Raw genomic sequence first — 26,597 nt, 5'->3', positions numbered from 1 at the left:
CTCGATCAGCCCAGCGAGCGGGTAACTTGTTCGAATGTGTCACGCGACAGCTTGGACGCCCGCGCGATGCGTTCAAGCGCATCCCGCATCATCGCCGCGCGCTTCTCTTCGATCCGCCGCCAGCGTCCGAGCGAGGGCACGAAGCGCGCCGCGGTCTGCGCATTGATCGGGTCGAGTTCGAGAATCAGGTCGGCGATCATGCGATAGCCCGCGCCGTCCGCCGCGTGAAACCCAGCCGGGTTGGCGGCGAAGGCCATGTAGAGCGAGCGAACGCGATTGGGGTTGCGCAGGTTGAAGTCCGGATGGCTCCGTAGCGCTTCGACATGCGCCACGACCTGCGGATGCAGCGAACTAGCCTGCAGGGCGAACCACTTGTCGATGACGAGCGCATTCCCCCGATAGCGGTTGTAAAAGTCGAGCAAGCGGCCGGTGCGCTCCGCGCTGTCGAGCCCGGCGAGGACCATCAACGCCCCTTGGCGATCGGTCATGTTGTCCGCCCGATCATATTGCGAAGCAGCCAGTTCGGCGGCCTTGGCGGGGTCGCTGGCGGCAGCGTAGGACAACGCCAACGTCTTGATCTTGCGCGCACCCTTCGCTTCCGCATCGAGCGAGAACGGCACCTGGGCAGCGCGCTCATAGAGGCGATGCAACGCTACGCCGAGGCGTGTGCCGAGATCGGCTTTCAGCGCTTCGCGCGCCGCATGGATCGCACCCGGATCGGCAACCAGCATTTGTTCGCCGATGTAGGACTGGCTGGGCATCATCAGCAGTTCGCCGCGCATCAGATCGTCGAGCTGATCATCCTCGACCACCGCCTTCAACGCTTCGGCAATATCGCCGCGCGCGGCTTCGCTCTCGCTTTCGTCAAGATCCCCCGAAACGCTGCCGACCAGATAGCCGGTCATCAGTTCCTGCATGGCCTCGTAACGGGCGAAGGGATCGTCGTCGCGCGCCGCAAGGAAGACGAGTTCCTCCCGCGAAACATCACGATCGATAGACACCGGCGCGGAAAAGCCACGGTTGATCGAGAGCACCGGTTTGTGCGCAAAACCTTCGAAGGTGAATTCGGCGCTGGCGCGATCGAGGACCAATAGCTGTTCGCCGGAATGCGTCCCGGCCTTTCGGTCGAACAGGGCGACGCGGAACGGTATCGGCATGGGTTTCTTGTCGGGCTGGCCCGGCGTCGGCGGCACCGTCTGGGTCAGCTTGAGCGTCGCGACATCTCCATCATGCGAAAGAGTGGCCGCAACCTTTGGGGTGCCCGCCTGCGAGTACCACAAACGGAACTGCTCCAGATCGAGCCCCGTGCCGTCTTCCATTGCGCGGACAAAGTCCTCGCAGGTGGCGGCTTCGCCATCGTGACGCTTGAAATAAAGATCGGTCCCGCGGCGGAAGGCCTCTTCGCCCGTCATGGTGCGCATCATGCGGATCACCTCGGCGCCCTTGTTGTAGACCGTCGCAGTGTAGAAATTGCTGATTTCGCGGTAGGAATCGGGGCGGATTGGATGTGCCAACGGTCCCGAATCCTCGGGAAACTGCACGCCGCGCAGGATGCGAACATCCTCGATCCGCTTGACCGGCTCGCTACCCATGTCAGCGCTGAACAGCTGGTCGCGCAGCACCGTGAAGCCTTCCTTGAGGCTCAGCTGGAACCAGTCGCGGCAGGTTACCCGATTGCCCGACCAGTTATGGAAATACTCGTGGCCGATCACCCCCTCGATGCCGTCGTAGTCGCCGTCGGTCGCGGTTTCGGTGTCGGCCAGCACGTATTTGGTGTTGAAGATGTTGAGGCCCTTGTTCTCCATCGCCCCCATGTTGAAATCGGAGACGGCAACGATGTTGAACAGGTCGAGATCGTATTCACGGCCGAAGACCTCTTCGTCCCACTTCATCGAGCGCTTCAGGCTCTCCATTGCATGTTCGGTCCGGTCGAGATCGCCATCGCGCACATAGACGTTCAATTCGACGTCGCGCCCCCCCATGGTGGTGAAGCTGTCGCTGCGCGCCACGAGATCGCCTGCGACCAGCGCAAAGAGATAGGATGGCTTGGGCCAGGGATCGTGCCATTCGGCCCAATGGTCCCCGCCATCGGCGCTTTCCCCGCTATCCACGCGATTGCCATTGCAAAGCAGAACGGGGAACTGCGCTTTCGCACCGCTCATGCGGACGCTGTAGGTGCTCAGCACGTCGGGCCTATCGGGGAAGAAGGTGATCCGGCGGAAACCTTCTGCCTCGCATTGCGTGCACAGCATCCCGCCCGACGCGTAGAGGCCCATCAACTGCGAATTGGCCGATGGGTCGATCTCGGTCACGATCTCGAGAACATGGCGGTCCCCACTGAGCGTGACGAGCAGGTCGTCGCCATCCATCATCCGGCCTTCCGGTTCGCCGCCGTCGCACGTCAGTGAGACAAGTTCGAGGCCATCGCCATTGAGCCGGATGGTGGGCGAAACGGCCGCCACGGGATTGCGTTCGACATCGAGCCGGGCAGTAACGCGCGTGCGTTCGAGACCGAGTTCGAATTCGAGCCTTATGGTCGGGACCAGCCAAGGAAACGGGGCGTAATCGCTGCGCCGGATCTCGGGCGGAGCTTTGGGTTCGTAGGCCGCATCGGCCATTTCGGGATTGCCGTCGGGCGTTGCGGGGGTGCGCGCGATATCCATGAAGGTCCTGTCGAATACGGTTCGGGATTGCTGTGTCATCCCTTGCAACGCCCGTCGAGAGCTTGCGTTCACTCGTCGGGCCGCAGCCGCGCCTCGATTGACAGTGCAACGCCGGTAGCGCAGCCAGTCCGCCAGGGAGGACAGATATGCTGGAACTGCTGGTTGCCGCCACGGGGGCCTTCGATGTCGAAACGGCGACGCGGGCCTATCTCGATACGCTCCAGGGCCCTGCGCGCGCCAAGTCGGATGCGTATTTCGAGGGAGGGTACTGGCTGCTGCTCTGGGGTACGCTGGTTGGCGTTCTGGTCGACTGGCTGCTGCTGCGCTTCCGCATCGCGAGCGCCATCCGGGGGTTCGCAGAGCGGATGGGCAAGCGCGCATGGATCGTCACCGCGATCACTGCCTTCGCCTATACGCTGATCGGATCGATCGTGACGCTGCCATGGACGATCTACACCGGTTACCTGCGCGAGAAACGCTACGATTTGCTCGATCAGGATTTCGGCGCCTGGGCGGGTGAACAGGCGATCGGCCTCGCCATGGCGCTGGTGCTCGTGCCTCTCGTCGTAGCCGCGATCTACGCTGTCATTCGCCGCGCGCCGCGCAGCTGGTGGCTGTGGGGGACGGGCGTGATCGGCCTGTTCATGCTGGTCGGCATGGTGCTGGGGCCGGTCTTCATCGCACCGCTGTTCAACGAATATACCGAACTCGAGGCCGGCCCGCTGCGCGATCGGATCGAGGCAGTCGCCGCCAGGCACGACATACCCGCCGAGCACATTTACGTGTTCGACCAGTCGAAGCAGAACAAGCGCATTTCGGCCAATGTCTCCGGTCTCGGCCCGACGATCCGCATCTCGCTCAATGACAATCTGCTCGAACGGACCGGGGAAGACGAAATCCTCGCGGTGATGGGGCACGAGATGGGGCACTACAAGCTCAACCACATCTGGTGGATCGTCGGCATCATGTTGGGCCTGTTCGCGCTCGGCCTGTTCGTGACCAGCCGGGTGGCTCCCGTCTTTATCCGCCGGTTCGGCGAACGGTGGGGGGTGCGCGAGGTGGGCGATCCGGCCTCGCTGCCGGTGCTCGCGATCTGTGTGGGCCTGTGGATGCTGGCAATGACCCCCGCGCAGAATTCGCTGATCCGCTGGGCCGAAAGCGAAGCCGATGCCTTCGGTCTCGACGCCGCGCGCGAACCCGACGGTTTCGCTAAGGTGGCGATGCGCCTGTCCGAGTATCGCAAGATCGAACCCGGCGCGCTTGAAGAGATGTTGTTCTTCGACCATCCGAGCGGCGCGACGCGCGTGCGCATGGCGATGCAGTGGAAGGCGGACAATCTCGCCGATCCGCAGATGGTCGTGCCCGATGAAGGTTATTTGGAAAGCGAATGAACCGACTGCTGATCTTCGGCCTTGGCTACACGGCGAACCGCATTGCCGACACGCTGCGTGCCGCAGGTTGGCGGATCGATGCGACAGGCAGCGCCGGCAATCTGTCGTTCGATGACGATGCGGCGGTTGCAAAGGCCGCGCAAGCCGCGACGCATGTGCTGAGCAGTGTTCCGCCGGCCGAGGACAGCGATCCCGTGCTCGACCGCTATGGCGCGACCCTGCAGGACAAATGGCTTGGTTATCTTTCCTCGACGGGGGTCTATGGAGATACGCAAGGCGCCTGGGTCGACGAGGCTTCGCCCACTGGCGGCGGGCGGCGGAGCGCACGGGCCGCGTGCGATTCGCGCTGGCTCGATGCCGGGGGACGCGTATTCCGCCTGCCGGGGATTTACGGGCCGGGACGCAGCGCGTTCGAGCGTATCGAGCAGGGCAAGGCGCACCGCATCGATCTTTCCGGACAGGTGTTCAGCCGCGTGCACGTTTCCGATATCGCCGTAGGCGTGGTGGCCGCGATCGAATGCGATGCTGCGCCGGGCGCCTACAATCTCGCCGACGATTTGCCCAGCAGCCAGAACAGCGTGATCGAGGAGGCTTGCCGCCTGCTTGGCCGTCCCGCGCCGCCGCTGCAATCAATCGACGAAGCCGGTCTCTCGCGCATGGCGCGCGGCTTCTACGCCGAGAACCGCCGTGTCGCGAATGGCAAGGCCAAGCGCATGCTCGGCTGGGAGCCGCGTTATCCGACCTATCGCGAAGGGCTCGCCGCGCTCAGGGTTCGGGCGTAGCGCGGCGTGGCGGCGCGGTCGCCCGACCGCGCATGGCTACCACCATCCCGACCAACGTCACGGCTGCGCCGGCAATCGGCAGCGGTCCCCAGACGAAGCCTTCGAATAGCGTCGAGAGCACCATCGCCACGACCGGCACGATGACCGAACTGTATGCCGCCTTCCCCGCCCCGACCTTGCGCACCAGCCCGTAATAGAGCGGAAATGTCACCACCGATCCGGCCAGCCCGAGATAGAGGATACCCAAGGCATAGGATGGCCTCGGATCGTATTGCGGCGCGCCCGCGGTCGCCAGCGCAAAGGCGGAATTGATCGCCACGCCGATCGCCATCGACCAAGCCAGCAGCGCTAGGAACGGCTGCCGCTTGGCACCGTCCATTGCCTGCGTGATATTGGCAGCGCTGGCCGACAGGATGCCGCCCACCGTCAACGCCGCTCCGAGCAGCACCTCTTCCAGCGTGGCGGGCGACGAGCGCCACTCATGCGCGAACAGCAGCGCCACCCCGATCGCCGCAATGGCCGAACCGAGGACGAAGGCACCGGTGATCGGCTGCCGCAGGAAGATGCGTCCGAGCACTGCATTGGGAACGACCAGCAAGGCGAACATCACTGCGACGAGCCCCGACGTGATGTAGCTTTCGGCATTGTAGACGAAGGCGAAGTTGAGCGTGAACTGGAACAGCCCCAGCAACATGGCCCAGCGCAGCCCACCGGGCGCGAGCAACAGTGGTTCGCGGCGCAGCGCGGCAAGCGCGAACATGCCTATCGCGGCGATGACGAAGCGATAGGAGATCGACCAGCTGGCCGGCACGCTCGCGATCTGGTCGCGGATCACCAGCCAGGTCCCGCCCCAGATCAGGCTGACCAGCAGGAAGGCGGCGAAGTTGCGCGGGGTGAAGAGGCTTTCCGCCTCGCTTGGCGGGTTCATAGCGCTGCGACTGCCCGTGCAAGCGCCCGCGCATCCTCGTCGCGCGTGTTCCACGCGGTCACGAACCGCGCAGCGTCAGCGCCCCAGTCGTAAAAACCGAACCCCCGGGCGCGCAGCGTATCCCGTTCGGCCGCCGTGCAGCGCACGAACAGCTCGTTCGCCTCGACCGGGTGCATCAACCGCTCGCCACAGGCCCCCGCAATTTCCTGCGCCGCGGCATTCGCATGGCGTGCATTGTCCAGCCAGACATCATCTTCGATCATCGCGTGCAGCTGCGCGGCCAGGAACCGCCCCTTGGATTGCAGATGGCCTGCGCGCTTGCGCCGGTAGCGCGCGACATCGGCCAGCGCGGGGTCGAAGAAGACGATCGCCTCCGCGCTCATCCCCCCGTTTTTGATGAAGCCGAAACTTAACGCATCGGCGGGGCCGACGGCATCGCCAGGCGTGCAGCCGAGAAAGGCGACCGCATTGGCGAAGCGTGCCCCGTCGACATGCAGCGCCAGACCGCGCTGGCGGGCGAGCGAGGCGATCGCAGCGATTTCCTCAGGCCGATAACAGCAGCCATATTCGGACGCCTGGGTGATCGAAACCGCATGCGGCTGGACTTGGTGGACGTCGTCGCGAATGGGGTCGATGGCCGCGCGAATGGCATCGGGCGACAGCTTGGCCCCCTCGCCCTGTGCCAGGATCAACTTGGCCCCGTGCAGATAGAAACCGGGCGCCCCGCCCTCGTCCATCTCGATATGGGCCTCTTCGTGGCACACCACCGCGCCGTGAGGCTGCACCATGCTGGCCAGTGCAAGACAGTTGGCAGCGGTGCCCGTTGCCACCCACAAAACCGCGCAGGGGCGCCCGAAAAGATCGGAGAAACGTTCGTCGAGCGCGGCGCTCGCCGCATCCCCGTCATAGGGCGAATCGGGTGCGTCGGCAGACTGCAGTGCATCCCAGACGGCGGGGTGGACCGAGGCGGCATTGTCGGAGAGGAAAAGCATCGGAACGCCCATAACCACCCGGGCATTGCTTGCACAGGAAGGAAAGGTTCGACGATGGAAACGGCGAAGATCGAAATCGAACGCGTCGGTGGTGGCGAGCAAGGCGAATATCGCGCGCGCGACGCCGAAGGAGCAGAGGCAGGCAAGCTCACCTGGGTATTGCGCGGCGGAGCCCGCGATGCGGAACACACGCTGGTCCCCGCCCGCATGCGCGGTCAGGGTGTCGCAGCCAAGCTGGTCGCGGCGTTGATAGCAGATGCGCGCAGCGAGAATTTCACGATCATTCCGAGCTGTTCCTACGTCGCAGCACAATTCGATCGCCACCCCGAATGGGCGGATCTGCGCGCTTAGTGCGCCTCCGGCCGCGACCCGCTCGTTTCGACAACTTCGGAAAAGTCTCTCTCGCCCATGCTGGCGAGCACGGCATCGCGAATGGCTTGAGCGCGCGCCAGTGGAAGTCCCCGCATCCGGAAATTTCCGCCTGCGAGCCCGAAATGGAGGTCGGCATAGCCGCGTAAGCGCGCGAGCGGGTTGCGGATGATTTCGGCCGATTGCAGCTTGTGCCGGCTGCTGATCGTCAGGCTGGGCGCGAGCCACCCCCGGCGGGCGTAAAGCTGGTCACGATCAAGCGCGTAGCGGCTCCATCGCCAGTCGAGATATTCATGCAGCGCCATCCAGCCCCCACCGAGAATGGGGGGAATGAGCGCGAGCTCCCAGCGACCAAAGGCCAATGCGATAGCCGAAATCAAGAGCGTAACCGCAAAGCCGAGCAGGAACCCGTCGACCCGATAGGCGGGCATGGCGCGATCCCAGTCGAGATCGGTCGCCGGCAGGGCAAAGCCGGTTTCCGCAACGACCGGCGCGATCTCGTCCATCTGGGCGAAAGGAACCGCCTCGTGATTGGCCGAGCCGCTGTCGCTGGCGAGGCTGACGACCTTGAGCGCGTGCCAGCCGAACAGGCGCCGCAGGAAACCCGTGCGCAGCCTTAGCGCCTGCACGCGATGGACCGGCATGACCAGATCGGTGCGCGTCAACAGCCCGCGTCGCCGACGCAAGCCCTTGTCTGTGCGTTCGAGCCGGAAATTCCATTCACGCAAAACCGTGCGAATGACGCCGGTCGCGACGCCGACCAGCGCAAGCGATCCAATCGCCACGACCACTCCAAGCACCTGTGCGAGAAAGCCCAGTCCCGCGAGCCACTGACCCGGTGCGGCCAGCTGCTCGCGCCAGGCGCGCCAGTCCCACACTTCGAATGGCAGTAGGAAATCGAACTGCTGTGCAAGGCCCGCCACCACAGCCACCACGGCAAGCGAGAACTCGAACAGGCCGAAGGTGACCACGCGCTTGGGCGACATTGCGAACAGCAGGCGCCCCGAATCGGCTTCCACGGTAACGGTGCTGTCGCTCGCCACGACGGTTCCGTCGCGGCGCGCGCGGACCAGCTCTCGCAGACGTTCGCCTTCACCTTGCGTGAGATAGGTGAGGGCGAGGTCGTCCCCCCCTCCCGCGCCGGTTTCGAACTTGACCTCGACCAGACCGAACAACCGGGGAACGGGCTTCTGTTCGAGGCTTACATCCTGGATTCGCTCGTATGGCACTGATCGTGCCGCGCGCGACAGTATACCGCTCTCCACCCGGATGTCGGCTTCGCCAACCGTATAGGTCAGCCGCTGCCAGCGCAGATAGGCGAAAGCCATGTTCGCACCCACGGCAACCAGCACCAGCGGTACGAAATAGAGCGCCAGATCACCAAGATCACCTTCATCGAGAATCGCAAAAGCGCCAAACAGGATCGGCAGCACAAGCTGCCCCAGCATCGAGATCGCGCGCACTGCGAAACTGCGCGGATCGGTGCGCCGCGGGCTGTCTTCGATGGGCACGATCACCGCGTGTCGCGCCGGATCGCGGTACGGATATCCTCGCGCATGGCCACAGCCGTATCATGCTTCAGCCCCGGCAGCGCCACCGAGGCATTATGTGTGCCCGCGGTGTGTACGGTGAGTGTGGCGAGATGAAAGAAACGCTCGAGCGGCCCCTGCCCCACATCGATATGCTGCACCCGGCCAAACGGGACGACCGTATCCTTGCGGAAGATGACGCCCCGAACCACCCGCAAGCGTTCGCCTGCCAGCGCATAGCCGCGCGCGTGATAGCGCCGCAGCGGAACACGGATCAGCGCGTAGGCCGCCACCAGCAATGCCGGTATCCAGACCGCGCCGGTCCATCCGGGTATCGCCACTTCGGCGATCGATGCCGCCACCAGCAGGACGGCGGCGACGATCGCCAATTGCACGCGCATCAGCGATTTGTAGGCGGGATCGAGCGGAGTGAGGTCGTCGGCAGCATCCATAGCGTTCTAGCTAGGCAATACAGCAAGGTGATTCAATCTGGTTTCGTCACCCGACTGCGCTATGCCAGCAGGCAGAGGAGAGGGAGAGAGATGGATATTTCGAGGCTGATGTTTCGGGAAGGGTTGCTGGCTGGCGAACGCATTCTCGTCACCGGGGGCGGAACGGGGCTCGGGCGCGAGATGGCGGAAGCCTTTCTCAAGCTCGGTGCCGAAGTACATATTTGCGGGCGGCGGCAGAACAGGCTCGACGAAACAGCCGCGGAACTGGCTGAACGCCATGGCGGCACGATCACCGGGCATGGCTGCGATATTCGCGATCCCGATGCGATCTCCGATATGGTCGATGCGATCTGGCAGCGCGGGCCGCTGACCGGCGTGGTCAACAACGCGGCAGGCAATTTCATCAGCCGCACAGAAGACCTGTCGGTCGGCGGGTTCAATGCGATCAGCGATATCGTCTTTCGCGGCAGCTTTTACGTCACGCTCGATATCGGCAAGCGGCTGATTGCCGAAGGCCGGCGCGCGAGCTTCCTCTCGATCCTGACCACCTGGGTCTGGAACGGCGGGCCGTTCGTCGTGCCCAGCGCGATGAGCAAGGCGGGCCTGAACGTGATGACGCAGAGCCTCGCGGTGGAATGGGGACGGTACGGCCTACGCTTCAATGCGATCGCTCCCGGCCTATTCCCGACCGACGGGATGAGCGCGCGGCTCTCCCCCGGCGGGCGCGGAGGCAATTCGCACGAGGAAACCAATCCGATGGGCCGCCACGGCGAGATGCACGAACTCGCCAACCTTGCGGTATTTCTGATGGGCCCCGGGGCCGAATGGATCAATGGCCAGACCATCGCGATCGATGGCGGCGGCTATCAGGCGCATGGGGGCAATTTTTACGGCGCGCTCAAGGACATGGGCGACGAGCAATGGGAAGCGATGCGCGCGATGATCAAGGGCACCAATGCCAGGGACAAGGCCGACCGGAGCACGTGATCAGGTTGCCAACCCGCTTCCGCAGGTTGGACTTCGCCATGCATGCGACAAGCACCACCGCCTTCTGGCCGCGCGAGCGAGAAGAGCCGAAAGGGGCGGCTTCGAGCGCTCGCGCCAGAAATGAGAGGAAAATGGTGCTGCTGGGGAGGATTGAACTCCCGGCCTCACCCTTACCAAGGGTGCGCTCTACCACTGAGCTACAGCAGCACGGTTCCGCCCTGCGCAAAGCCGCTGGGGTGGAGGCGCGCGCTAATGGCAGACGCCGCGCATAAGTCAACCTTCGCTTGAGCCAAACCGCAAAATTGGCGAAAGCTTGCGCCATGGACAGCCAAGACGACAAGATGAGCCGCGAAGAACGCCTTGCGGCGAAACTTCGCGAGAACCTGCGACGGCGCAAGGGCCAGGCGCGTGAAATGCGCGAATCGGACGCAGACGGGGTTTCCAAGCCGGACACGTCCCGCTAACGCGCGGTGCTCACTGCTTTCTCGCGAATGCGAGGCGCTGTTCCGGCCCGCGTCGGCACGGAAATCGGGAGAGAAAATGAGCAAGCTGATCCTCGTCCGCCACGGTCAGAGCGAGTGGAACCTCGCCAACCGTTTCACCGGCTGGTGGGACGTCGACCTTACCGAAAAAGGTGAAACCGAAGCGCGCGAGGCGGGCGAGTTGATGCGCGCCAAGAACGTGCTGCCCACCGTCTCGTTCACCAGCGTCCAGAAACGCGCGATCAAGACGCTCAATCTCGCGCTCGAGTCCTGCGATCGGCTGTGGATCCCGGTCACGCGCGACTGGCACCTCAACGAGCGCCACTACGGCGGCTTGACCGGACTCAACAAGCAGGAAACCCGCGAGAAGCACGGTGACGAGCAGGTGCATGTCTGGCGCCGCAGCTTCGACGTTCCCCCGCCCGAGCTCGAACAGGGCAGCGAATTCGACCTCTCGGACGACCCGCGATATGCCGGGATCGACGTACCGCGCACCGAGAGCCTCAAACTGACGATCGAGCGCGTGCTGCCCTATTGGGAAGAGGCCATCCTGCCGCAGCTGGGCAAAGGCGAGACGGTCATCATTTCCGCGCATGGCAATTCGCTGCGCGCCTTGGTCAAGCATCTCTCGAACATCTCCGATGACGAGATAACCGGGTTGGAGATCCCGACCGGTCAGCCGATCATCTACGAATTCGACGGGACGCAGGTTACCGGCGAACGCTACTACCTGAAGGACAGCTGAGATGACTGTCCCCGGGAACGCCAAGGTCGCGATCGTCATGGGGAGCCAGTCGGACTGGGAGACCATGACCTGCGCCGCCGAAGTGCTCGACGAGCTCGGCGTCGCCACCGATGTCCGGATCGTGTCCGCGCATCGCACACCCGACCGGATGTATGATTTCGCCAAGGGCGCGGCCGAAGCCGGGTTCGAGGTAATCATCGCCGGCGCCGGCGGCGCGGCGCATCTGCCCGGCATGATCGCGGCGCTGACCCATGTCCCCGTATTGGGCGTGCCGGTACAATCGCGCGCGCTGTCGGGCGAAGACAGCCTGCTCTCGATCGTGCAGATGCCAGCGGGCGTCCCAGTCGGCACTCTGGCGATCGGAAAGGCGGGCGCCACCAATGCCGGCCTGTTCGCCGCGGCTATCCTTGCCAATCACGACGCCGGGCTGTCGCAGCGGCTGCAGGACTGGCGCGCGGCACGCAGCGCCGCGGTCACCGAGCGCCCGGTCGACTGATGCTGAAGCGCGGCGGCACGATCGGCATATTGGGCGGCGGCCAGCTTGGCCGGATGATGGCGCAAAGTGCAGCGCAACTAGGCTATCGCTGCATCGCCTACGCGCCCGAAGGCGACACGGTGGCGGCGCAGGTGTGCGACGATGTCTTTGCCAACGGCTGGGACGACACGGCCGCGCTCGCCGCCTTCGCCGCACAATGCGACGTTGTGACCTGGGAATTCGAGAACGTGCCCGTCGCCACCGCGCAGGCGATGCCCGGGGACCGCATCTTCCCGCATCCGCGCGCGCTCGAAACCGCGCAAGACCGGCTGGCGGAGAAGCGCTTCGTCGAAGGGCTCGGCGGCACGCCGGCAGCCTATGCGCGGATCGATTCGATACACGATCTCGAAATGGCGGTCGACCGGCTCGGGGCGCCCGGTATCCTCAAGACCCGGCGTGACGGCTATGACGGCAAGGGCCAGTGGCGGATCGGTTCGGCGCGCGATGCCGCGGCGCTGAACCTGCCCGAGGTCCCGTTGATCTACGAAGGCTTCGTCGAGTTCGAGGCCGAGTTCTCGGTCATTCTCGTACGCGGACAGGACGGCGAAATCCGCTTCTGGGATTCGACCCGCAATGCGCACGAAGCGGGGATCCTTGCCACCTCCACCCTGCCCGCGGGCGAGACGATCGAGGCGCAGGTGGATGAGGCCCGCAACCTTGCCCGACAGGTTGCCGATGCGCTGAAATATGTCGGCGTGCTGACGCTCGAATTCTTCGCCACGCGCGAAGGACCGGTGTTCAACGAGATGGCGCCGCGCGTGCACAATTCGGGGCACTGGAGCATCGAAGGCGCGGTCACGAGCCAGTTCGAGAACCACATTCGCGCGGTCGCCGGTCTGCCGCTGGGAGACACTGGCTGCGTCGCGCGTTCGGTCACCATGACCAATATCATCGGCAGCGCGATAAAGGGCGCGCAGGCGCATTTGCAAGCACCCGACACCCATCTGCATGATTATGGCAAGGCCGAGGTGCGCGAGGGCCGCAAGATGGGCCATGTGACCCGGCTGGTGCGATGAACCTGTTTCTGATCTACGCGCGTGCGGCGAACGGCTGCATCGGCAAGGATGGCGCACTTCCCTGGCACCTGCCCGCGGACCTCAAGCGGTTCAAGGCACTGACCATGGGCAAGCCGATGATCATGGGTCGCAAGACATTCGAGAGCCTGCCGGGTCTGCTTCCGGGCCGCAGACACATCGTGTTGACGCGGCGTGAGCGCTGGGATTCGACCGGGGCCGAAGTGGTGCATTCGGTGGAGGAGGCCATTGCACGGGCCGGCAACAGCGAAATCGCGGTGATTGGCGGCGCGGCGATCTACGATGTCTTCATGGCGCATGCCGATAGGATCGAGTTGACCGAGATTCACGCCGATTTCGACGGCGATACCTTCATGAAACCGCCGGGCCCCGAGTGGCAGATCATGGCTCGCGAGGATTTCCCCGCACGGGACGATGCGCCCGCTTTCAGCTTCGTTACCCTGGAGCGCACCGCATGAGGTGGCTCGACCATCGCGAGCAGCTGCCCGAATCGCTGCGCGGCGCGATCGTCGCGCTGGGCAATTTCGATGGCTTCCACCTTGGCCACCAGGCGGTGGCGGGCGAAGCCATTGCCTGGGCACGCGAAGAGGGCCGCCCTTCGATCATCGCCACCTTCGATCCGCACCCGGTGCGCCATTTCAAGCCCGATGCGCCGCCTTTCCGGCTGACCACGCTCGAACAGCGGCAGGAGCATTATCTCGCCGCGGGCGCGACCGCGATGCTGGTGTTCCACTTCGACGGCGAACTGGCGGGCACCACGGCCGAGGATTTCGTCCGGAAACTGCTGGGCGAGCATCTGGGCGTGGCCGGGGTGGTTACTGGGGAGGACTTCACCTTCGGCAAGGCGCGCGGTGGCAATTTCGAAAGGCTGGTCCAGCTCGGCAAGGACGCGGGGATCGAGGCACGCGCTGTGCCGCCCGTCATGGACGACGGCGCCCCGGTGTCCTCAAGCCGTGTGCGCGATGCGCTGCGCGAGGGCGACCCGCAGGAAGCTGCGCGGCTGCTCACCCGTCCCTTCGCGATCCGCGGCGTGGTCCAGCACGGCGACAAGCGCGGGCGCGAGATCGGCTATCCCACCGCCAACCTGCCGGTCGAGCATTACCTGCGCCCCAGATACGGCATCTATGCGGTCACGGGCCGTGTGCTCGCCACCGGGCAGGAACTGAAGGGCGCGGCCAATATCGGCGTGCGCCCGCAGTTCGATCCACCCAAGGAATTGCTCGAACCCTATTTCTTCGACTTTTCGGGCGATCTCTACGGGCAGGAGATCGAAGTCGCCTTCCACCATTTCCTGCGCGGTGAAGCGAAGTTCGACAGCCTCGACGCGCTGGTCGCGCAGATGGAGAAGGACTGCGACGAGGCGCGCCGCCTGCTGGGCTGACGCGTCGCGCCTGCACCGGTGCGACGAAAGTCTTTATTGCGGCGCGGGTTTGGCCTAACGGCTCGCCTATATGTCCGAAAAGCGCGATTACAGAGACACGGTCTTCCTGCCCAAGACCGATTTTCCCATGAAGGCCGGCCTCCCCGCAAAGGAGCCGAAGATTGCGGCGCGCTGGGAGGAAGAAGGGCTGTACCGGCAGCTGCGCGAGGCGCGCGCCGGGCGCGAGACCTTCGTGCTGCATGACGGCCCGCCCTACGCCAATGGCGACATGCATATCGGCCACGCGCTTAACCACACGCTCAAGGACATGGTCTGCCGCACGCAGAACCTGATGGGCAAGGACGCGCCCTACGTGCCCGGGTGGGACTGCCACGGCCTGCCGATCGAATGGAAGGTCGAGGAACAGTACCGCAAGAAGAAGCTCGACAAGAAGGCGGTCCCGGCGGCTGAATTCCGCGCGGAATGCCGCGCCTATGCCCAGAAATGGGTCGATGTGCAGCGCGATCAGCTGAAGCGGCTCGGTATCATGGGCGACTGGGACAATCCCTATCTCACCATGCAATTCGACAGCGAGGCGACCATCGTCGCCGAGCTGATGAAGTTCGCCGAAGCGGGCAATCTCTATCGCGGCTCGAAGCCGGTGATGTGGAGCCCGGTCGAGGAGACCGCGCTGGCCGAGGCCGAGGTCGAGTACGAGGATATTACCTCGACGCAGATCGACGTGGCGTTCGAGATCACCGAGAGCCCGATCGAGGAACTGGTCGGCGCGCATGCGGTGATCTGGACGACGACGCCGTGGACGATCCCGGTGAACCAGGCTTTGGCCTATGGGCCGGAGATCGAGTATGTCCTGGTACACCATGGCGATCGTCGTTACTTGGTTGCGGAGGACCTTTGCTACGCACTGTCTCTTCGGACAAGAGCTAACGAGAATGAGACTGGTGCCGCCCAAAGTGGCGCCGATAACATCAAGATCTACAAAGGCTCCGACCTCGCCGGAACCGTCGCGCGCCACCCGATGCACCATCTCGGCGGGTTCTACGCCAGGCCGCGTCCCTTTCTGCCGGGCGATTTCGTCACCACCGACAGCGGCACGGGCCTCGTTCATATGTCGCCCGACCATGGCGAGGACGACTTCCTGCTGTGCCGCGCCAACGGGCTCGAGCCGGTCTTCGCGGTCATGGCCGACGGGCGCTACCGCGACGACTGGGAATGGCTCGGTGCGGGCGATCTGGACGAGAACGGCAAGGAACGCCGCCGCAGCGTGATCAACAAGCCGTTCAATTCGCCCGAAGGCCCGATCTGCAACGATTTGCGCGAAGCGGGCGCGCTGCTTTCGGCCAGCGACGATTACCAGCATTCCTACCCGCATTCGTGGCGCTCGAAGGCCAAGGTCATCTATCGCTGCACGCCGCAATGGTTCGTGCCGATGGACAAGGAACTGGGCGGCGGCGGCACGCTGCGCGAACGTGCCATGTCCGAAATCGAGCGCGTGCGCTTCATACCTGAAAAGGGCCGTCGCCGGATCGGCTCGATGGTCGAAGGCCGCCCCGACTGGGTGCTGTCGCGCCAGCGCGCCTGGGGCGTGCCGATCACGCTGTTTGTGAAGAACGGCACGGGCGAATATCTGCAGGACCCCGAAGTCAACGCGCGCGTCATTGCTGCAGTGCGCGAGCACGGCGTCGATGCCTGGGACGAGAGTCGCAAGGCCGAATTCCTCGGCGAGGCGTACAACCCCGACGATTATGAAATGGTCGCCGACATCCTCGACGTGTGGTTCGATTCGGGCTGCACGCATGCCTTCACGCTCGAAAGCGGGCGCTGGCCGGCGCTCAAGTGGCCTGCCGACCTTTATCTGGAGGGTAGCGACCAGCATCGTGGGTGGTTCCAGTCCAGCCTGCTCGAAAGCTGCGCGACGCGCGGCCGCGCGCCCTACGACCAGGTGCTGACGCATGGTTTCACCATGGCCAGCGACGGCCGCAAGATGTCCAAGAGCCTCGGCAATACGATCGACCCGCTCAAGGTCATGGAGCAATACGGCGCGGATATCATCCGCCTGTGGGCGCTCAGCGTCGATTCAACCGAGGATCACCGCATCGGTGACGAGATCCTCAAGGGCACGGGCGACCAGTATCGCAAGCTGCGCAATACCTTCCGCTATCTGCTCGGCGCGCTCGACGGGTTCGTCGGCGATATGGGCGATGTCGGCGAGGTACCCGAACTCGAAGTCTACATCCTCGCGCTGTTGGCCGATCTCGATGGCAAACTGCGCCACGCGGCGGAGAATTACGACTTCAACGCCTACACGCGTCTGCTGGTCGATTTCTGCAACGAGGATCTGTCGGCCTTCTACTTCGATATCCGCAAGGACGTGCTCTATTGCGACGGGCCCGACAGCGTGAAACGGAATGCCTATCGCACCGTGCTCGACCTGCTGTTCCATGCCCTCGTTCGCTATGCCGCGCCGGTGCTGGTGTTCACGGCGGAGGAAGTGTGGTCGACGCGCTATCCCGAGGGCGGCAGCGTCCACCTGCTCGAATGGCCGCAGGTGCCGGGCGTCAGCGCCGATGGCGCGCGCTGGGCGAAGCTTCGCGAATTGCGCGAGGACGTGATGGAAGCGATCGAACCGCTGCGCCGCGAAAAGGTGATCCGTTCGGGCCTCGAGGCCGATGTGACGGTGCCTGCCGACGCCGTTCCCAACGGTTTCAGCGACGCCGATCTGGCCGAACTGTTCATCACCGCGTCAGTCACCCGCAGCGATAGCGAAGGGGTGACGGTCAAGCGAACAGGCGAGAACAAGTGCGGGCGCTGCTGGCGCCTGCTGCCCAGCGTCGCCGAGGATGGCAACCTGTGCGACCGCTGCGAAGATGTCGTCACACAACTGGACGGTGCAGCATGAGCCCCGTCCTGCGCCACCGCCTGGTCGGCTGCGTCGTCGCGCTGCTGATCTTTGCAGTCGACCAGTGGAGCAAGAATTACGTCACCAAGACGCTCGGCATCGACCGTATCGGCGATGCGATGGAACTGCTGCCGATCTTCGACCTGCGTTTCACGCGCAATTTCGGTGTCTCGCTGGGCATGTTCGAGGCGACCAGTCCTGAAATGCGCTGGGGCCTCGTGGCGGTAACCGGGCTGATTGCACTGGTGGTGACCATCTGGATGTTGCGCGAGAAACTCCTCGGCGACATCCTCGCGCTGTCGCTGATACTCGGCGGGGCGCTGGGCAACATCAAGGATCGCTACGATCTCGGCTTTGTCGTCGATTTCGCCGACCTTCATTTCGGCGAGTTTCGTCCCTTCCTGATTTTCAACGTCGCCGATGCGGCTATCACCATCGGCGTCCTCATCGTCCTTGCGCGGGCCTTTTTCATGCGCGACAAGGATGACGACGAGGTCGATGGCCTCATGAACACCAAGGCGGCCGACGCCGCGGAGAGCAAGTGATGAGTAAATTCACCCGTTTCGCCCTGATCGCCGGTCTCGGCGCCATGACCGCTGCCTGCGGCAGCGGCGGCCTGCTCAACCGTGATCGTCCCGACGAGTTCGCCGTCCAGCGGCAGGCCCCGCTGGTGGTTCCGCCCGATTTCAACCTCGTGCCGCCGCAGCCCGGTGCGCCGCGTCCGGCCGAGGGCAGCGCGGCAGCGCAGACGCTCGAGGCGCTGTTCGGCGGTCCGCAGGCGCGCAGCAGCGTCGAGACCAGCGTGCTCGACCGCGCCGGCGCCGCCGCGCCCGGTATCCGCAGCGCCGTGGGGGATCCCGACACCGCCACGGTCGCCAAGGGCAGCGTGACCCGCGACATCATTGCCGCTCCCGAAGGCGACGGTGCCAGCGCAGTGGCCGTGATCCCGGGTTAGTTTTGTGTTTCGCACCGACATCCGTCGGTGCATCCTCGGGGCTATTCCTTCGCTTTGCTCCGGGCCCCTGTGGGCGGGCAGTCGCCCTTGCCTCGCCTTCGGCTCGGTTCCCATCGACACCATGTCTGAATAGCGCAAGTCCCGTCCGCGACCAGCGGACGGCAGGGCCAATCGGCCGCCCGCAGCGGGCGCAGCTTGCTGCGCATCTAGCGAGGACGCACCGACGGATGTCGGTGCGAACACAAAGACTAGGCCCCAACCTTTTCGCTCGTTTCGCTGCTCGCGATCAGCTTGTCGATCCGGCGGCCGTCCATGTCGACCACTTCGAAATGCCAGCCCTGGTCGGTGAAGTGGTCGCCCTCATTGGGCAGCCGTTTCAGCACATGCAGCGCATAGCCCGCCGCGGTCCCGAACTCGCGATCCTCGCCATATTCGATGCCCAGCCGGTCGGCGAGGACATCGGCCGATAGCGAACCCGACACCAGCAGGCTGCCATCGCCACGCTCGACGATCCCCGGCGCGTCGCCCGGATCCTGATCGCTGGCAAAATCGCCAACCAGCGCGGTGAGCAGATCGACCGGGGTTATGATCCCGTCGAGGTGGCCATATTCGTCATGCACCATGGCCATTGCGACTTCGGCCTGCTGCAGCACGCGTAGTGCATCGACCGCATCTAGCTGGTCGGGCACCACCTCCGCCTTGATCATCAGGCTGGCGATATCGACTGGTTGCTTGGCGATAAGGCGCGAGAGGATGTCGCGCACCTTGACCACACCGAGCACGCGGTCGGGCGACCCCTCGGCCACGGGCAGCAACGAATGCGGGCTCTCATCGAGCACCGCACATACCGCCTGTTCATCGGCATGGATGTCGATCCAGTCGACTTCCGTGCGTGGGGTCATCAGTTCGCGCACGGGACGCTGGGCAAGCCGGACAACGCCCTGCAGCATCTGGTGCTGTTCGTGTTCGATGACGCCGCTGCGCGTGGCTTCGGCGAACAGCATGTGCAGTTCTTCGGCGGTGACGGCGCTCTGGCCGGCAGGGCGCACGCCCAGCAAGCGGATGAGGATCCCCGAGGACGCATCGAGCAACCACACCAGCGGCGCAGCCACTTTCGCCAGCAGCGCCATCGGACGTGCCATGACGATGGCAATGGGCGCGGCAGCGCGCAGGGCCACCTGCTTGGGCACCAGCTCGCCGACGACAAGGCTCAAATAGGTCGTCACGACAATCACTGTGGCGAAGCCGGCCTCTTCGGCCCAGCTTGCGGGAACGCCGAGCAACTCGAGGCGCTCCCCTACCGGCCCGCCGAGGCTCGCTCCGGAATAGGCGCCTGCGATGATCCCGATCAGCGTGATCCCGATCTGCACGGTGGAGAGGAACTTCCCCGGCTCGGCAGCCAGTTGCAACGCGATCTGGGCGCTACCGTTGCCCTGTTGCGCGGCCGAGCGCAGCCGCGCGGTCCGTGCAGAAACGATGGCCAGTTCGCTCATGGCGAAAACGCCGTTGAGCACGATCAGCCCTGCGATGATCAGCAGGTCGGTCCATGGAAAAGGTGTCACCCGCGCACGGCTAGCACAAATGTTTGGCGCTGCCAGCGTTTCCTGCTGTTTATCTGCCAGCCACGCGGAACGGCTCGCCGCTTGGGCGGTTTGATGGATTGTGACGCGGGTGGGCGCGTCCGCCATCACTCGCCCGGCGAGCGCCGCTTCACGGCGTCGGACCGGAGACCTCAGAGGAGGAGAATTTAATGAAAAAGTCGCGTATCATGACCGCCAGCCTCGCGGCGGTGTCGCTCCTGACAGTTTCGGCCTGCGTTACCGATCCCAACACCGGCGAACGCAAGGTTTCCCGCACCGTCCTCGGCACGGCCGGCGGCGCGCTTGCAGGTGGCCTGCTGGGCGGTGTCATCGGTGGCAAGACCGGCCGCATCATTGGTGCGGCTGCAGGCGGCGTCGCGGGCGGCGTTGTCGGCTACAACATGGACAAGCAGATCAAGGAACTCGAAGAGCAGACCGCGGGTTCGGGCGTCGATGTCAGCGAAACCGATGGCGGCGAAGCGATCCTCGTCAACCTTCCCGATGGCGTCACCTTCGCCACCGGCAGCTATACGATCTCGCCCGGTTTCCGCGACCTGCTCGATCGCGTCGCATCCAGCCTGACGCAATATCCCAACAGCCTCGTCGACGTTTACGGACACACCGACACTGTCGGTTCTGCCGAATCGAACCAGCGCCTGTCCGAACAGCGCGCGCAGGCAGTCGCCAACTATCTGATTTCGCGCGGTGTCAATTCCTCGCGCATCCGCTGGATGGGCTTTGGCGAAACGCGTCTCAAGGTGTCGACGGGCGACAATGTCAACCAGCCGCTCAACCGGCGTGTCGAAATCAAGATCATCCCCTTCGATCAGCAGGATATCCAGGCCGCGCAGTCGCAGGGAATGTAAAACGGACGCTCTCTTCGGAGCACGCGAGGGGGTCGGCAGCGCGCCGGCCCCTTTTTCGTGGTCGCTAGCCCTCGGGGGTAGCGAGACGCTGCGCCAGACGCTCGACTGCCGCGGTATGGATATCGGGCGCGCTGACAAGGACACCGAAGGCCCGTGGATCGCGTTTGTTGTAATCGAGCTTGCGGCCATAGGCGTCGCTCACCGCAGCCCCCGCCTCACGTGCGATCATGCCCGCGGCAGCGATGTCCCATTCGAACCCCCAGCGCACGGTGGCGACCAGATCGGCCTCGTCCGCGGCGACCATGGCGATGCGCAGGGCGATCGAATTGGGCTGGTCGACCGTAATCAGGTCGGTGTCGGTCTTGGGCAGCGCATGTGCAGGTACGCGCGAGCCGGGAAATTCGCGGCGCATCGATGCGGTAAGCCGCTGGCCGTTTCGAAACGCCCCCTGCCCCGCCACCGCCTGCCAGGTTTCCCCGCGGGCGGGCGCGCACAGCGTCCCGATGAGCGGGCGCCCCCCGCTGATCAAGGCCACGGAGACCGCCCAGCCGCTACGGCCGCGGATGAAGTCGCGCGTCCCGTCCACCGGATCGACCAGCCAGATCAGATCATGCGCGAGCCGCGCCGGATCATCGGCGGTCTCTTCGGAAAGCCAGCCCGCGGACGGCAGCAACGCACCCAGTTCGCGCTTGAGGAACGCGTCGACCGCGAGGTCGGCCTCGCACACCGGATCGCCGGGCTTTTTCTCCCACGCGTCCAGCGCGTTCCCCGCCCCCGGCCACAGGTCGTAGGCGATCCTCCCGGCTTCGGAGACGATGGATTCGAGGCGCTGGCTGTCGATCATGGGTATGCGCGCGCGCACTGCACCCGAAAGCGGGCCTTTTCAAGCGGGCTCAGACATGCTTATGGCCGCAGCGACTCTTATTCCCCCACGCGCGTCACGCGAAGGACGAAGGATTCTCATGAACATTCACGAATATCAGGCCAAGGAACTGCTTGCGAAATACGGCATCGGCATCCCCGCCGGCCATGCCGCTCTCACGGTCGAGGAAGCGGTCGAAGGCGCCAAGCAATTGCCCGGTCCGCTCTATGTCGTGAAGGCGCAGATCCACGCCGGCGGCCGCGGCAAGGGCAAGTTCACCGAACTCGGCCCCGACGCGAAGGGTGGCGTCCGCCTGTCGAAGAGCATCGAGGAAGTCGAGGCCAACGCCAAGGAAATGCTCGGCAACACGCTGGTCACCGTGCAGACCGGTGACGCGGGCAAGCAGGTCAACCGCCTCTACGTGACCGACGGCGTCGACATTGCCGAGGAATATTACCTCTCGATGCTGGTCGACCGCGCAACGGGACGCGTCGCCATGATCGTCTCGACCGAAGGCGGCATGGACATCGAGGAAGTCGCGCATTCGACTCCCGAGAAGATCACCACGATCACGATCGACCCGGCGCAGGGCTTCATGCCGCACCATGGCCGCGCAGTGGCCTTCGCGCTCAAGCTGAAGGGCGATCTCAACAAGCAGGCGCAGAAGCTGGCCAAGCAGCTCTACACCGCCTTCATGGATCTCGATTGCGAGATGCTCGAGATCAACCCGCTGGTCGAAACCGAGGACGGCAATCTGCTCGTTCTCGACACCAAGATGAGCTTCGACGGCAATGCGCTGTTCCGGCACAAAGACGTCGAAGCGCTGCGCGACGAGACCGAAGAAGATCCGGCCGAAGTCGAAGCCAGCGAATACGACCTCGCCTACATCAAGCTCGACGGCAATATCGGCTGCATGGTCAATGGTGCCGGCCTTGCCATGGCGACGATGGACATCATCAAACTGAACGGCGCCTTCCCCGCCAACTTCCTCGATGTCGGTGGCGGCGCCACTACCGAGAAGGTGACCGCTGCGTTCAAGATCATCCTCAAGGATCCCGCGGTCGAGGGCATCCTCGTCAACATCTTCGGCGGCATCATGAAGTGCGACGTCATCGCCAACGGTATCGTCCAGGCGGCGAAGGACGTGAACCTCTCGGTTCCGCTGGTAGTCCGGCTCGAAGGCACCAATGTCGAAGAGGGCAAGGCCATCCTCGACAATTCGGGCCTCGCCATCGTGAGCGCCGACGACCTGGGCGACGCCGCCAAGAAGATCGTCGCCGAAGTGAAGCAGGCCGCCTGATCGGCTGTACCACGGTTTGCCGCCCTCGTTTCGCCCGGGCCGTATGCTCGGGCGCTCGGGGGCGGTCCGTCATGATTTCCCTTGATTGTCGCTGCCCCGCATTCTGATCGGGGCAGTCCGCGTCGCCGGGGCGACTAGCGAAGCCGTTTGAAGCGGAACACCAGGTCCCTGATTTCGTCGCCGTCGCTTTTCATCCGGACTGCCACCAGCATCGCGTCATCGCCATCGCAGCGATAGGTCAGCGCGCTGAAATAGGCCGCGCATTGGTCGATCGACAGAAGGGGGAAGGACAGCATGTCGTCCTTCTCCTCCCATCCGGTCAGATCGGCATTGAAGTGCTTGAGCCGCACGACCAGCGAGCCCGCCTCTTCCGCAACATACATATGTTCGGTGAACATGATTTCGCCCGTGGCGGTTTCCTGCACGAAGGTTCCGACCATTGTCGCGCTGCTGGCGGGTAGCCAGCTCTCGTAAGCGCGCGCGCCGCCAATACCCTCGCCGACCCACTGGCCGAGCATCCAGTCCAACTGCGCTACCGTAGCGGGCGGCGGGTTATGGCCTTCGGGGGCTACACGGGTTTCCTGCCCCATCGCGGGCGACGCGAGGAATGGCAGCATTGCAAATAGGATCGCTCGAGCGCGCATGGCATGCTCCCTGCCGAAAGCCGGAAACTATTCGCCAGCAAGGCCATAGTAAAGATGCACGCCCGCCTCTCTTGACCCGTGCCGCGCGCAACGCGAGGGAATGGCGAAAATGCCCCGAAACCGGCGGCTGCCCAGCTTGACGTTTACGTAAACGCGAGCTAGGCGAAGCCTACAGATTCTATCGAGAGGAAGGTATCGCATGAAAATCCTCGTCCCCGTGAAGCGGGTGATCGATTACAACGTCAAACCACGGGTCAAGGCCGATGGTTCGGGCGTGGACCTTGCCAACGTAAAGATGAGCATGAACCCCTTCGACGAAATCGCCGTCGAGGAAGCCATCCGCATCAAGGAAGCGGGCAAGGCCGAAGAAATCATCGCGGTCAGCATCGGCCCGGCGAAGGCGCAGGAAACCCTGCGCACCGCGCTTGCCATGGGCGCCGATCGCGCAATCCTCGTCGAAACCGATGACGAGGTCGAACCGCTCGCCGTGGCCAAGATCCTCAAGGCGGTTGCCGAGGAAGAACAGCCCGGTCTGATCATGCTCGGCAAGCAGGCGATCGACGATGATTCGAACCAGACGGGCCAGATGCTGGCTGCCCTCATGGGCCGTCCGCAGGGCACCTTCGCCAACACGGTCGAAGTCGAAGGCGACAGCGTCACGGTGAAACGCGAGGTCGATGGCGGCCTGCAGACCGTCAAGCTTACGCTTCCCGCGATCGTCACCACCGACCTGCGTCTGAACGAACCACGTTATGCTTCGCTTCCCAATATCATGAAGGCGAAGAAGAAGCCGCTCGACACCAAGAGCCCGGCCCATTTCGGGGTCGATACCGCACCGCGACTGACCACGACGAACGTCTCCGAACCGCCCGTTCGCCAGGCTGGCGAAAAGGTCGAAGACGTCGATGCGCTGGTCGCCAAGATCAAAGCGCTCGGCATCGCCTAAGCCGTTCGGACGAGAAGGAAGACTGACATGAAAACCCTCGTTTGGGTCGAACACGACAACAAGAACCTCGCCGATGCAACGCTTGCCGCAGTCACCGCTGCGGGCAAGCTCGGCGAAGTCCACCTGCTGGTGGCCGGCGCCAATTGCCGCGCCGTGGCCGACGAAGCCGCAAAGATCGCCGGAGTGGGCAAGGTTCACCTCGCTGACGACGCCGCATATGAAAATGCGCTGGCCGAAAACGTGGCCCCGCTGATCGCCGAGTTGATGGCGGACCATGACGCATTCGTCGCGCCTGCAACCACCACGGGCAAGAACGTCGCCCCGCGCGTCGCTGCGCTGCTCGACGTGATGCAGATCTCGGATATCCTTTCGGTCGAAGGCGAGAAGAGTTTCACGCGCCCGATCTATGCCGGCAATGCGATCGCCACGGTCGAATCGTCCGATGCGAAGCTGGTGATCACCGTCCGCGGCACCGCCTTCGAGAAGGCTGCCACCGAAGGTGGTTCGGGTGCCGTCGAGGAAGTCTCGGGCCCAACCGATGCAGGTCTTTCGAGCTTCGTCAGCGAAGAGATCGCGGAGAGCGATCGTCCCGAACTGACCAGCGCCAAGGTCATCGTCTCGGGTGGTCGCGCGCTGAAGGATTCGGAAACCTTCGAGCAGGTCATCACCCCGCTTGCGGACAAGCTGGGAGCCGGTATCGGCGCCAGCCGTGCTGCGGTTGACGCGGGTTACGTGCCCAATGACTACCAAGTCGGGCAGACCGGCAAGATCGTCGCTCCCGAGGTCTACATAGCGATTGGCATCTCGGGCGCCATCCAGCACCTTGCCGGGATGAAGGACTCCAAGACGATCATCGCGATCAACAAGGATGAAGACGCCCCGATCTTCCAGGTGGCGGATATCGGCCTCGTGGCCGACCTCTTCAAGGCGGTGCCGGAGTTAACCGAGAAGCTCTGAGCAAACGGTTCACTGACAATGCGAAGGGCGGGCCGAAAGGTCCGCCCTTTTCGTATCAGATCACATAGATATCGAGCGTGTGAATCGTCATCCCCACCAGGCCGCCGACAAGCGTGCCGTTGATACGGATGAACTGAAGATCGCGCCCGACTGCGCTTTCCACCCGGTCGGTAATAGTCTGTGCATCCCAACGCTTGACCGTTTCGGACACGAGGCGGACGATCTGGTCGCCATAGCGCGTGGCTACGCCCACCGCGGTCCGGCGCGCGAACCGGTTGACCTGCCGCTGGAGCCGCTCGTCATCGCGCAGTGCTGCGCCCAGTTCGCCGAGCGTTTCCCCGATATAATCATGCCCCGTCGAACCGTTCGAGCTTCGTATCGATTCGATGAGATTGGCGCGCAAACGTTCCCAGACGCCCTGCCACCAATCGCCAATCGCGGGGTTTTCCAGCAGCTCCTGCTTCATGCGTTCGATCCGCTCGCGCATCTCGGGGTCTTCGCGCAGGCCGTGGGCCAAATCCTGCAGACCTTCCTCGATCTTGCTGCGTAGCGGGTGGTCGGGATCGACGAGAACTTCGGCGAGCAGTTTGTAGAGGCCGTCGAGAACCGAATTGGCGAGACGTTCGTCGAGACCGGTAAAACGGAGCACCGCGTTCGCCCGCTTGTGGACCATGTCACGCACCAGCGTTTCGTTGTCCTCAAGCACCAGTCCGGCCCAGCGGATGATCTTGTCGATCAACGGCCGGTGGCGGCCATCGGCAATCATCGCCTCGAGCATCCCGCCGAGAAGTGGCGCGACCTCCAGCTTCGCCAGCTGGGTTTTGAGCCCTGTCCGGACCTGCGTGCCAAGCCGTTCGGGATCGAGCGATTCGAGCACCTCGACCGCAAGCTCGCCCGCGCCCGCACGGATGCGCGAATCCTGCGTTGCCCGCGGATCTGCGAGATAGCTTCCCACCGCCTGTGCAAGATTCATCGAACCCATGCGCCGTCCGACCACGGCGGGTGTCAGGAAATTGTCGCGCAGGAAGCCCGCCATGGTATCGGCGATGCGATCCTTGTTCTCGGGAATGATCGCCGTGTGCGGGATCGGCAGGCCGAGCGGACGCCGGAACAGCGCGGTGACCGCAAACCAGTCGGCCAGCCCGCCGACCATTGCCGCTTCGGCGAAGGCATGCAGATAGCCCCACGCCGGATGCACATCGAGATAGCGCCCCGACCACAGGAACAAGGCGGCCATCAGCACGATGAGCCCCGACGCGGTGCGGCGCATCATCCTTGCCCTGTCGGGCGTGATGGAGGTGCCGCGGGCGGGTAGCAG

Annotated in this window: 26 protein-coding genes and 1 tRNA gene; 17 read left to right on the top strand and 10 right to left on the bottom strand. The window is 64.3% G+C overall.

What is annotated here, in order from left to right; all coding sequences use genetic code 11:
- Window positions 1-5: 5 nt before the first annotated feature.
- Window positions 6-2,663, bottom strand: a complete 2,658-nt coding sequence (gene pepN / locus FHS69_RS09995; protein WP_166777553.1) for an aminopeptidase N — start codon at window positions 2,661-2,663, stop codon at window positions 6-8.
- 146 nt (window positions 2,664-2,809) lie between these two features.
- Between pepN and FHS69_RS09990 the strand changes: the two genes are divergently transcribed.
- On the top strand, window positions 2,810-4,054 hold the full coding sequence (locus FHS69_RS09990; protein WP_166777552.1) for a M48 family metallopeptidase: 1,245 nt from the start codon (window positions 2,810-2,812) through the stop codon (window positions 4,052-4,054).
- A complete protein-coding gene (locus tag FHS69_RS09985; protein WP_166777551.1) occupies window positions 4,051-4,836 on the top strand; it encodes a Rossmann-fold NAD(P)-binding domain-containing protein in 786 nt (261 codons plus the stop codon). The genes FHS69_RS09990 and FHS69_RS09985 overlap by 4 nt, the downstream gene beginning before the upstream one ends.
- On the opposite strand, the gene FHS69_RS09980 is transcribed toward FHS69_RS09985, so the two are convergent.
- Window positions 4,820-5,764 carry a DMT family transporter gene (locus FHS69_RS09980; protein WP_166777550.1) on the bottom strand — a complete coding sequence of 315 codons (945 nt, stop codon included), beginning with the start codon at window positions 5,762-5,764 and terminating at the stop codon, window positions 4,820-4,822. The two genes, FHS69_RS09985 and FHS69_RS09980, sit on opposite strands and share 17 nt — an antisense overlap.
- Window positions 5,761-6,756, bottom strand: coding sequence for a threonine aldolase family protein (locus FHS69_RS09975; RefSeq protein ID WP_166777549.1), 996 nt, complete (start codon window positions 6,754-6,756; stop codon window positions 5,761-5,763). Before FHS69_RS09975 ends, FHS69_RS09980 begins: the two co-directional genes overlap by 4 nt.
- 54 nt (window positions 6,757-6,810) lie before the next feature.
- Between FHS69_RS09975 and FHS69_RS09970 the strand changes: the two genes are divergently transcribed.
- Window positions 6,811-7,107, top strand: coding sequence for a GNAT family N-acetyltransferase (locus FHS69_RS09970; protein WP_166777548.1), 297 nt, complete (start codon window positions 6,811-6,813; stop codon window positions 7,105-7,107).
- On the opposite strand, the gene FHS69_RS09965 is transcribed toward FHS69_RS09970, so the two are convergent.
- On the bottom strand, window positions 7,104-8,636 hold the full coding sequence (locus tag FHS69_RS09965; protein WP_341801745.1) for a PH domain-containing protein: 1,533 nt from the start codon (window positions 8,634-8,636) through the stop codon (window positions 7,104-7,106). The two genes, FHS69_RS09970 and FHS69_RS09965, sit on opposite strands and share 4 nt — an antisense overlap.
- A gap of 2 nt (window positions 8,637-8,638) precedes the next feature.
- Window positions 8,639-9,106, bottom strand: a complete 468-nt coding sequence (locus FHS69_RS09960; RefSeq protein WP_067671978.1) for a PH domain-containing protein — start codon at window positions 9,104-9,106, stop codon at window positions 8,639-8,641.
- Between the two features lie 90 nt (window positions 9,107-9,196).
- Between FHS69_RS09960 and FHS69_RS09955 the strand changes: the two genes are divergently transcribed.
- Entirely contained in the window at window positions 9,197-10,093 is an 897-nt protein-coding gene (locus tag FHS69_RS09955) for an SDR family oxidoreductase (protein WP_166777547.1), read from the top strand.
- Window positions 10,094-10,225: 132 nt separating this feature from the next.
- On the opposite strand, the gene FHS69_RS09950 is transcribed toward FHS69_RS09955, so the two are convergent.
- Window positions 10,226-10,300: transfer RNA gene (locus tag FHS69_RS09950), tRNA-Thr, on the bottom strand.
- A gap of 113 nt (window positions 10,301-10,413) precedes the next feature.
- On the opposite strand from FHS69_RS09950, the gene FHS69_RS09945 reads away from it, so the two are divergent.
- From FHS69_RS09945 to FHS69_RS09905, 9 genes are all read left to right on the top strand, one after another.
- On the top strand, window positions 10,414-10,557 hold the full coding sequence (locus tag FHS69_RS09945; RefSeq protein WP_166777546.1) for a hypothetical protein: 144 nt from the start codon (window positions 10,414-10,416) through the stop codon (window positions 10,555-10,557).
- Between the two features lie 76 nt (window positions 10,558-10,633).
- Entirely contained in the window at window positions 10,634-11,320 is a 687-nt protein-coding gene (gene gpmA, locus FHS69_RS09940; RefSeq protein WP_166777545.1) for a 2,3-diphosphoglycerate-dependent phosphoglycerate mutase, read from the top strand.
- Between the two features lies 1 nt (window position 11,321).
- A complete protein-coding gene (gene purE / locus FHS69_RS09935; protein WP_166777544.1) occupies window positions 11,322-11,816 on the top strand; it encodes a 5-(carboxyamino)imidazole ribonucleotide mutase in 495 nt (164 codons plus the stop codon).
- Window positions 11,816-12,871, top strand: coding sequence for a 5-(carboxyamino)imidazole ribonucleotide synthase (locus FHS69_RS09930; protein WP_166777543.1), 1,056 nt, complete (start codon window positions 11,816-11,818; stop codon window positions 12,869-12,871). Before purE ends, FHS69_RS09930 begins: the two co-directional genes overlap by 1 nt.
- The gene (locus tag FHS69_RS09925; RefSeq protein ID WP_166777542.1) at window positions 12,868-13,347 is read left to right on the top strand and encodes a dihydrofolate reductase; all 480 of its coding nucleotides are present in this window, start codon (window positions 12,868-12,870) and stop codon (window positions 13,345-13,347) included. The genes FHS69_RS09930 and FHS69_RS09925 overlap by 4 nt, the downstream gene beginning before the upstream one ends.
- Window positions 13,344-14,270 carry a bifunctional riboflavin kinase/FAD synthetase gene (locus FHS69_RS09920; protein WP_166777541.1) on the top strand — a complete coding sequence of 309 codons (927 nt, stop codon included), beginning with the start codon at window positions 13,344-13,346 and terminating at the stop codon, window positions 14,268-14,270. The genes FHS69_RS09925 and FHS69_RS09920 overlap by 4 nt, the downstream gene beginning before the upstream one ends.
- A 70-nt stretch (window positions 14,271-14,340) precedes the next feature.
- Window positions 14,341-17,169: an isoleucine--tRNA ligase gene (ileS, locus tag FHS69_RS09915; RefSeq protein ID WP_166777540.1), complete on the top strand. Its 2,829-nt coding sequence runs from the start codon at window positions 14,341-14,343 to the stop codon at window positions 17,167-17,169.
- Complete coding sequence (gene lspA, locus FHS69_RS09910; RefSeq protein WP_208380281.1) at window positions 17,166-17,714, top strand: signal peptidase II; 549 nt, start codon at window positions 17,166-17,168, stop codon at window positions 17,712-17,714. The genes ileS and lspA overlap by 4 nt, the downstream gene beginning before the upstream one ends.
- Complete coding sequence (locus FHS69_RS09905; protein WP_067465054.1) at window positions 17,714-18,124, top strand: DUF3035 domain-containing protein; 411 nt, start codon at window positions 17,714-17,716, stop codon at window positions 18,122-18,124. Before lspA ends, FHS69_RS09905 begins: the two co-directional genes overlap by 1 nt.
- Window positions 18,125-18,372: 248 nt before the next feature.
- On the opposite strand, the gene FHS69_RS09900 is transcribed toward FHS69_RS09905, so the two are convergent.
- On the bottom strand, window positions 18,373-19,686 hold the full coding sequence (locus FHS69_RS09900; protein ID WP_166777539.1) for a CNNM domain-containing protein: 1,314 nt from the start codon (window positions 19,684-19,686) through the stop codon (window positions 18,373-18,375).
- A gap of 188 nt (window positions 19,687-19,874) precedes the next feature.
- Between FHS69_RS09900 and FHS69_RS09895 the strand changes: the two genes are divergently transcribed.
- Window positions 19,875-20,570, top strand: a complete 696-nt coding sequence (locus FHS69_RS09895; RefSeq protein WP_166777538.1) for a YiaD family glycine zipper/OmpA-like lipoprotein — start codon at window positions 19,875-19,877, stop codon at window positions 20,568-20,570.
- Window positions 20,571-20,634: 64 nt separating this feature from the next.
- On the opposite strand, the gene FHS69_RS09890 is transcribed toward FHS69_RS09895, so the two are convergent.
- The gene (locus FHS69_RS09890; RefSeq protein ID WP_166777537.1) at window positions 20,635-21,414 is read right to left on the bottom strand and encodes a 3'(2'),5'-bisphosphate nucleotidase CysQ; all 780 of its coding nucleotides are present in this window, start codon (window positions 21,412-21,414) and stop codon (window positions 20,635-20,637) included.
- A gap of 61 nt (window positions 21,415-21,475) precedes the next feature.
- Here FHS69_RS09890 and sucC point away from each other — a divergent pair, with 61 nt between their 5' ends.
- On the top strand, window positions 21,476-22,732 hold the full coding sequence (gene sucC, locus FHS69_RS09885) for an ADP-forming succinate--CoA ligase subunit beta (protein ID WP_082834535.1): 1,257 nt from the start codon (window positions 21,476-21,478) through the stop codon (window positions 22,730-22,732).
- 134 nt (window positions 22,733-22,866) lie between these two features.
- On the opposite strand, the gene FHS69_RS09880 is transcribed toward sucC, so the two are convergent.
- On the bottom strand, window positions 22,867-23,349 hold the full coding sequence (locus tag FHS69_RS09880; protein WP_243844608.1) for a DUF6265 family protein: 483 nt from the start codon (window positions 23,347-23,349) through the stop codon (window positions 22,867-22,869).
- Window positions 23,350-23,575: 226 nt separating this feature from the next.
- Between FHS69_RS09880 and FHS69_RS09875 the strand changes: the two genes are divergently transcribed.
- Entirely contained in the window at window positions 23,576-24,322 is a 747-nt protein-coding gene (locus tag FHS69_RS09875) for an electron transfer flavoprotein subunit beta/FixA family protein (protein ID WP_166777535.1), read from the top strand.
- 27 nt (window positions 24,323-24,349) lie between these two features.
- A complete protein-coding gene (locus tag FHS69_RS09870; protein ID WP_166777534.1) occupies window positions 24,350-25,279 on the top strand; it encodes an electron transfer flavoprotein subunit alpha/FixB family protein in 930 nt (309 codons plus the stop codon).
- 55 nt (window positions 25,280-25,334) lie between these two features.
- Here the strand turns inward: FHS69_RS09870 and FHS69_RS09865 are convergent, their stop codons facing one another.
- On the bottom strand, window positions 25,335-26,549 hold the full coding sequence (locus FHS69_RS09865) for a DUF445 domain-containing protein (RefSeq protein ID WP_166777658.1): 1,215 nt from the start codon (window positions 26,547-26,549) through the stop codon (window positions 25,335-25,337).
- Between the last annotated feature and the right edge of the window lie 48 nt (window positions 26,550-26,597).

This window comes from Qipengyuania flava (assembly GCF_011762005.1).
GTDB lineage: Bacteria > Pseudomonadota > Alphaproteobacteria > Sphingomonadales > Sphingomonadaceae > Qipengyuania > Qipengyuania flava.
This window is presented reverse-complemented; position numbering and strand designations above follow the sequence as displayed.

Coding starts and splice junctions, on each gene's coding strand:
- FHS69_RS09975 (WP_166777549.1), bottom strand. CDS start 6,756: ATGCTTTTCCTCTCCGACAATGCCGCCTCGGTCCACCCCGCCGTCTGG.
- lspA (WP_208380281.1), top strand. CDS start 17,166: ATGAGCCCCGTCCTGCGCCACCGCCTGGTCGGCTGCGTCGTCGCGCTG.
- FHS69_RS09865 (WP_166777658.1), bottom strand. CDS start 26,549: ATGCGCCGCACCGCGTCGGGGCTCATCGTGCTGATGGCCGCCTTGTTC.
- FHS69_RS09905 (WP_067465054.1), top strand. CDS start 17,714: ATGAGTAAATTCACCCGTTTCGCCCTGATCGCCGGTCTCGGCGCCATG.
- FHS69_RS09895 (WP_166777538.1), top strand. CDS start 19,875: ATGAAAAAGTCGCGTATCATGACCGCCAGCCTCGCGGCGGTGTCGCTC.
- gpmA (WP_166777545.1), top strand. CDS start 10,634: ATGAGCAAGCTGATCCTCGTCCGCCACGGTCAGAGCGAGTGGAACCTC.
- FHS69_RS09955 (WP_166777547.1), top strand. CDS start 9,197: ATGGATATTTCGAGGCTGATGTTTCGGGAAGGGTTGCTGGCTGGCGAA.
- FHS69_RS09925 (WP_166777542.1), top strand. CDS start 12,868: ATGAACCTGTTTCTGATCTACGCGCGTGCGGCGAACGGCTGCATCGGC.
- FHS69_RS09990 (WP_166777552.1), top strand. CDS start 2,810: ATGCTGGAACTGCTGGTTGCCGCCACGGGGGCCTTCGATGTCGAAACG.
- FHS69_RS09870 (WP_166777534.1), top strand. CDS start 24,350: ATGAAAACCCTCGTTTGGGTCGAACACGACAACAAGAACCTCGCCGAT.
- FHS69_RS09945 (WP_166777546.1), top strand. CDS start 10,414: ATGGACAGCCAAGACGACAAGATGAGCCGCGAAGAACGCCTTGCGGCG.
- pepN (WP_166777553.1), bottom strand. CDS start 2,663: ATGGATATCGCGCGCACCCCCGCAACGCCCGACGGCAATCCCGAAATG.
- FHS69_RS09930 (WP_166777543.1), top strand. CDS start 11,816: ATGCTGAAGCGCGGCGGCACGATCGGCATATTGGGCGGCGGCCAGCTT.
- FHS69_RS09875 (WP_166777535.1), top strand. CDS start 23,576: ATGAAAATCCTCGTCCCCGTGAAGCGGGTGATCGATTACAACGTCAAA.
- FHS69_RS09960 (WP_067671978.1), bottom strand. CDS start 9,106: ATGGATGCTGCCGACGACCTCACTCCGCTCGATCCCGCCTACAAATCG.
- sucC (WP_082834535.1), top strand. CDS start 21,476: ATGGCCGCAGCGACTCTTATTCCCCCACGCGCGTCACGCGAAGGACGA.
- FHS69_RS09920 (WP_166777541.1), top strand. CDS start 13,344: ATGAGGTGGCTCGACCATCGCGAGCAGCTGCCCGAATCGCTGCGCGGC.
- ileS (WP_166777540.1), top strand. CDS start 14,341: ATGTCCGAAAAGCGCGATTACAGAGACACGGTCTTCCTGCCCAAGACC.
- FHS69_RS09980 (WP_166777550.1), bottom strand. CDS start 5,764: ATGAACCCGCCAAGCGAGGCGGAAAGCCTCTTCACCCCGCGCAACTTC.
- purE (WP_166777544.1), top strand. CDS start 11,322: ATGACTGTCCCCGGGAACGCCAAGGTCGCGATCGTCATGGGGAGCCAG.
- FHS69_RS09890 (WP_166777537.1), bottom strand. CDS start 21,414: ATGATCGACAGCCAGCGCCTCGAATCCATCGTCTCCGAAGCCGGGAGG.
- FHS69_RS09985 (WP_166777551.1), top strand. CDS start 4,051: ATGAACCGACTGCTGATCTTCGGCCTTGGCTACACGGCGAACCGCATT.
- FHS69_RS09880 (WP_243844608.1), bottom strand. CDS start 23,349: ATGCTGCCATTCCTCGCGTCGCCCGCGATGGGGCAGGAAACCCGTGTA.
- FHS69_RS09970 (WP_166777548.1), top strand. CDS start 6,811: ATGGAAACGGCGAAGATCGAAATCGAACGCGTCGGTGGTGGCGAGCAA.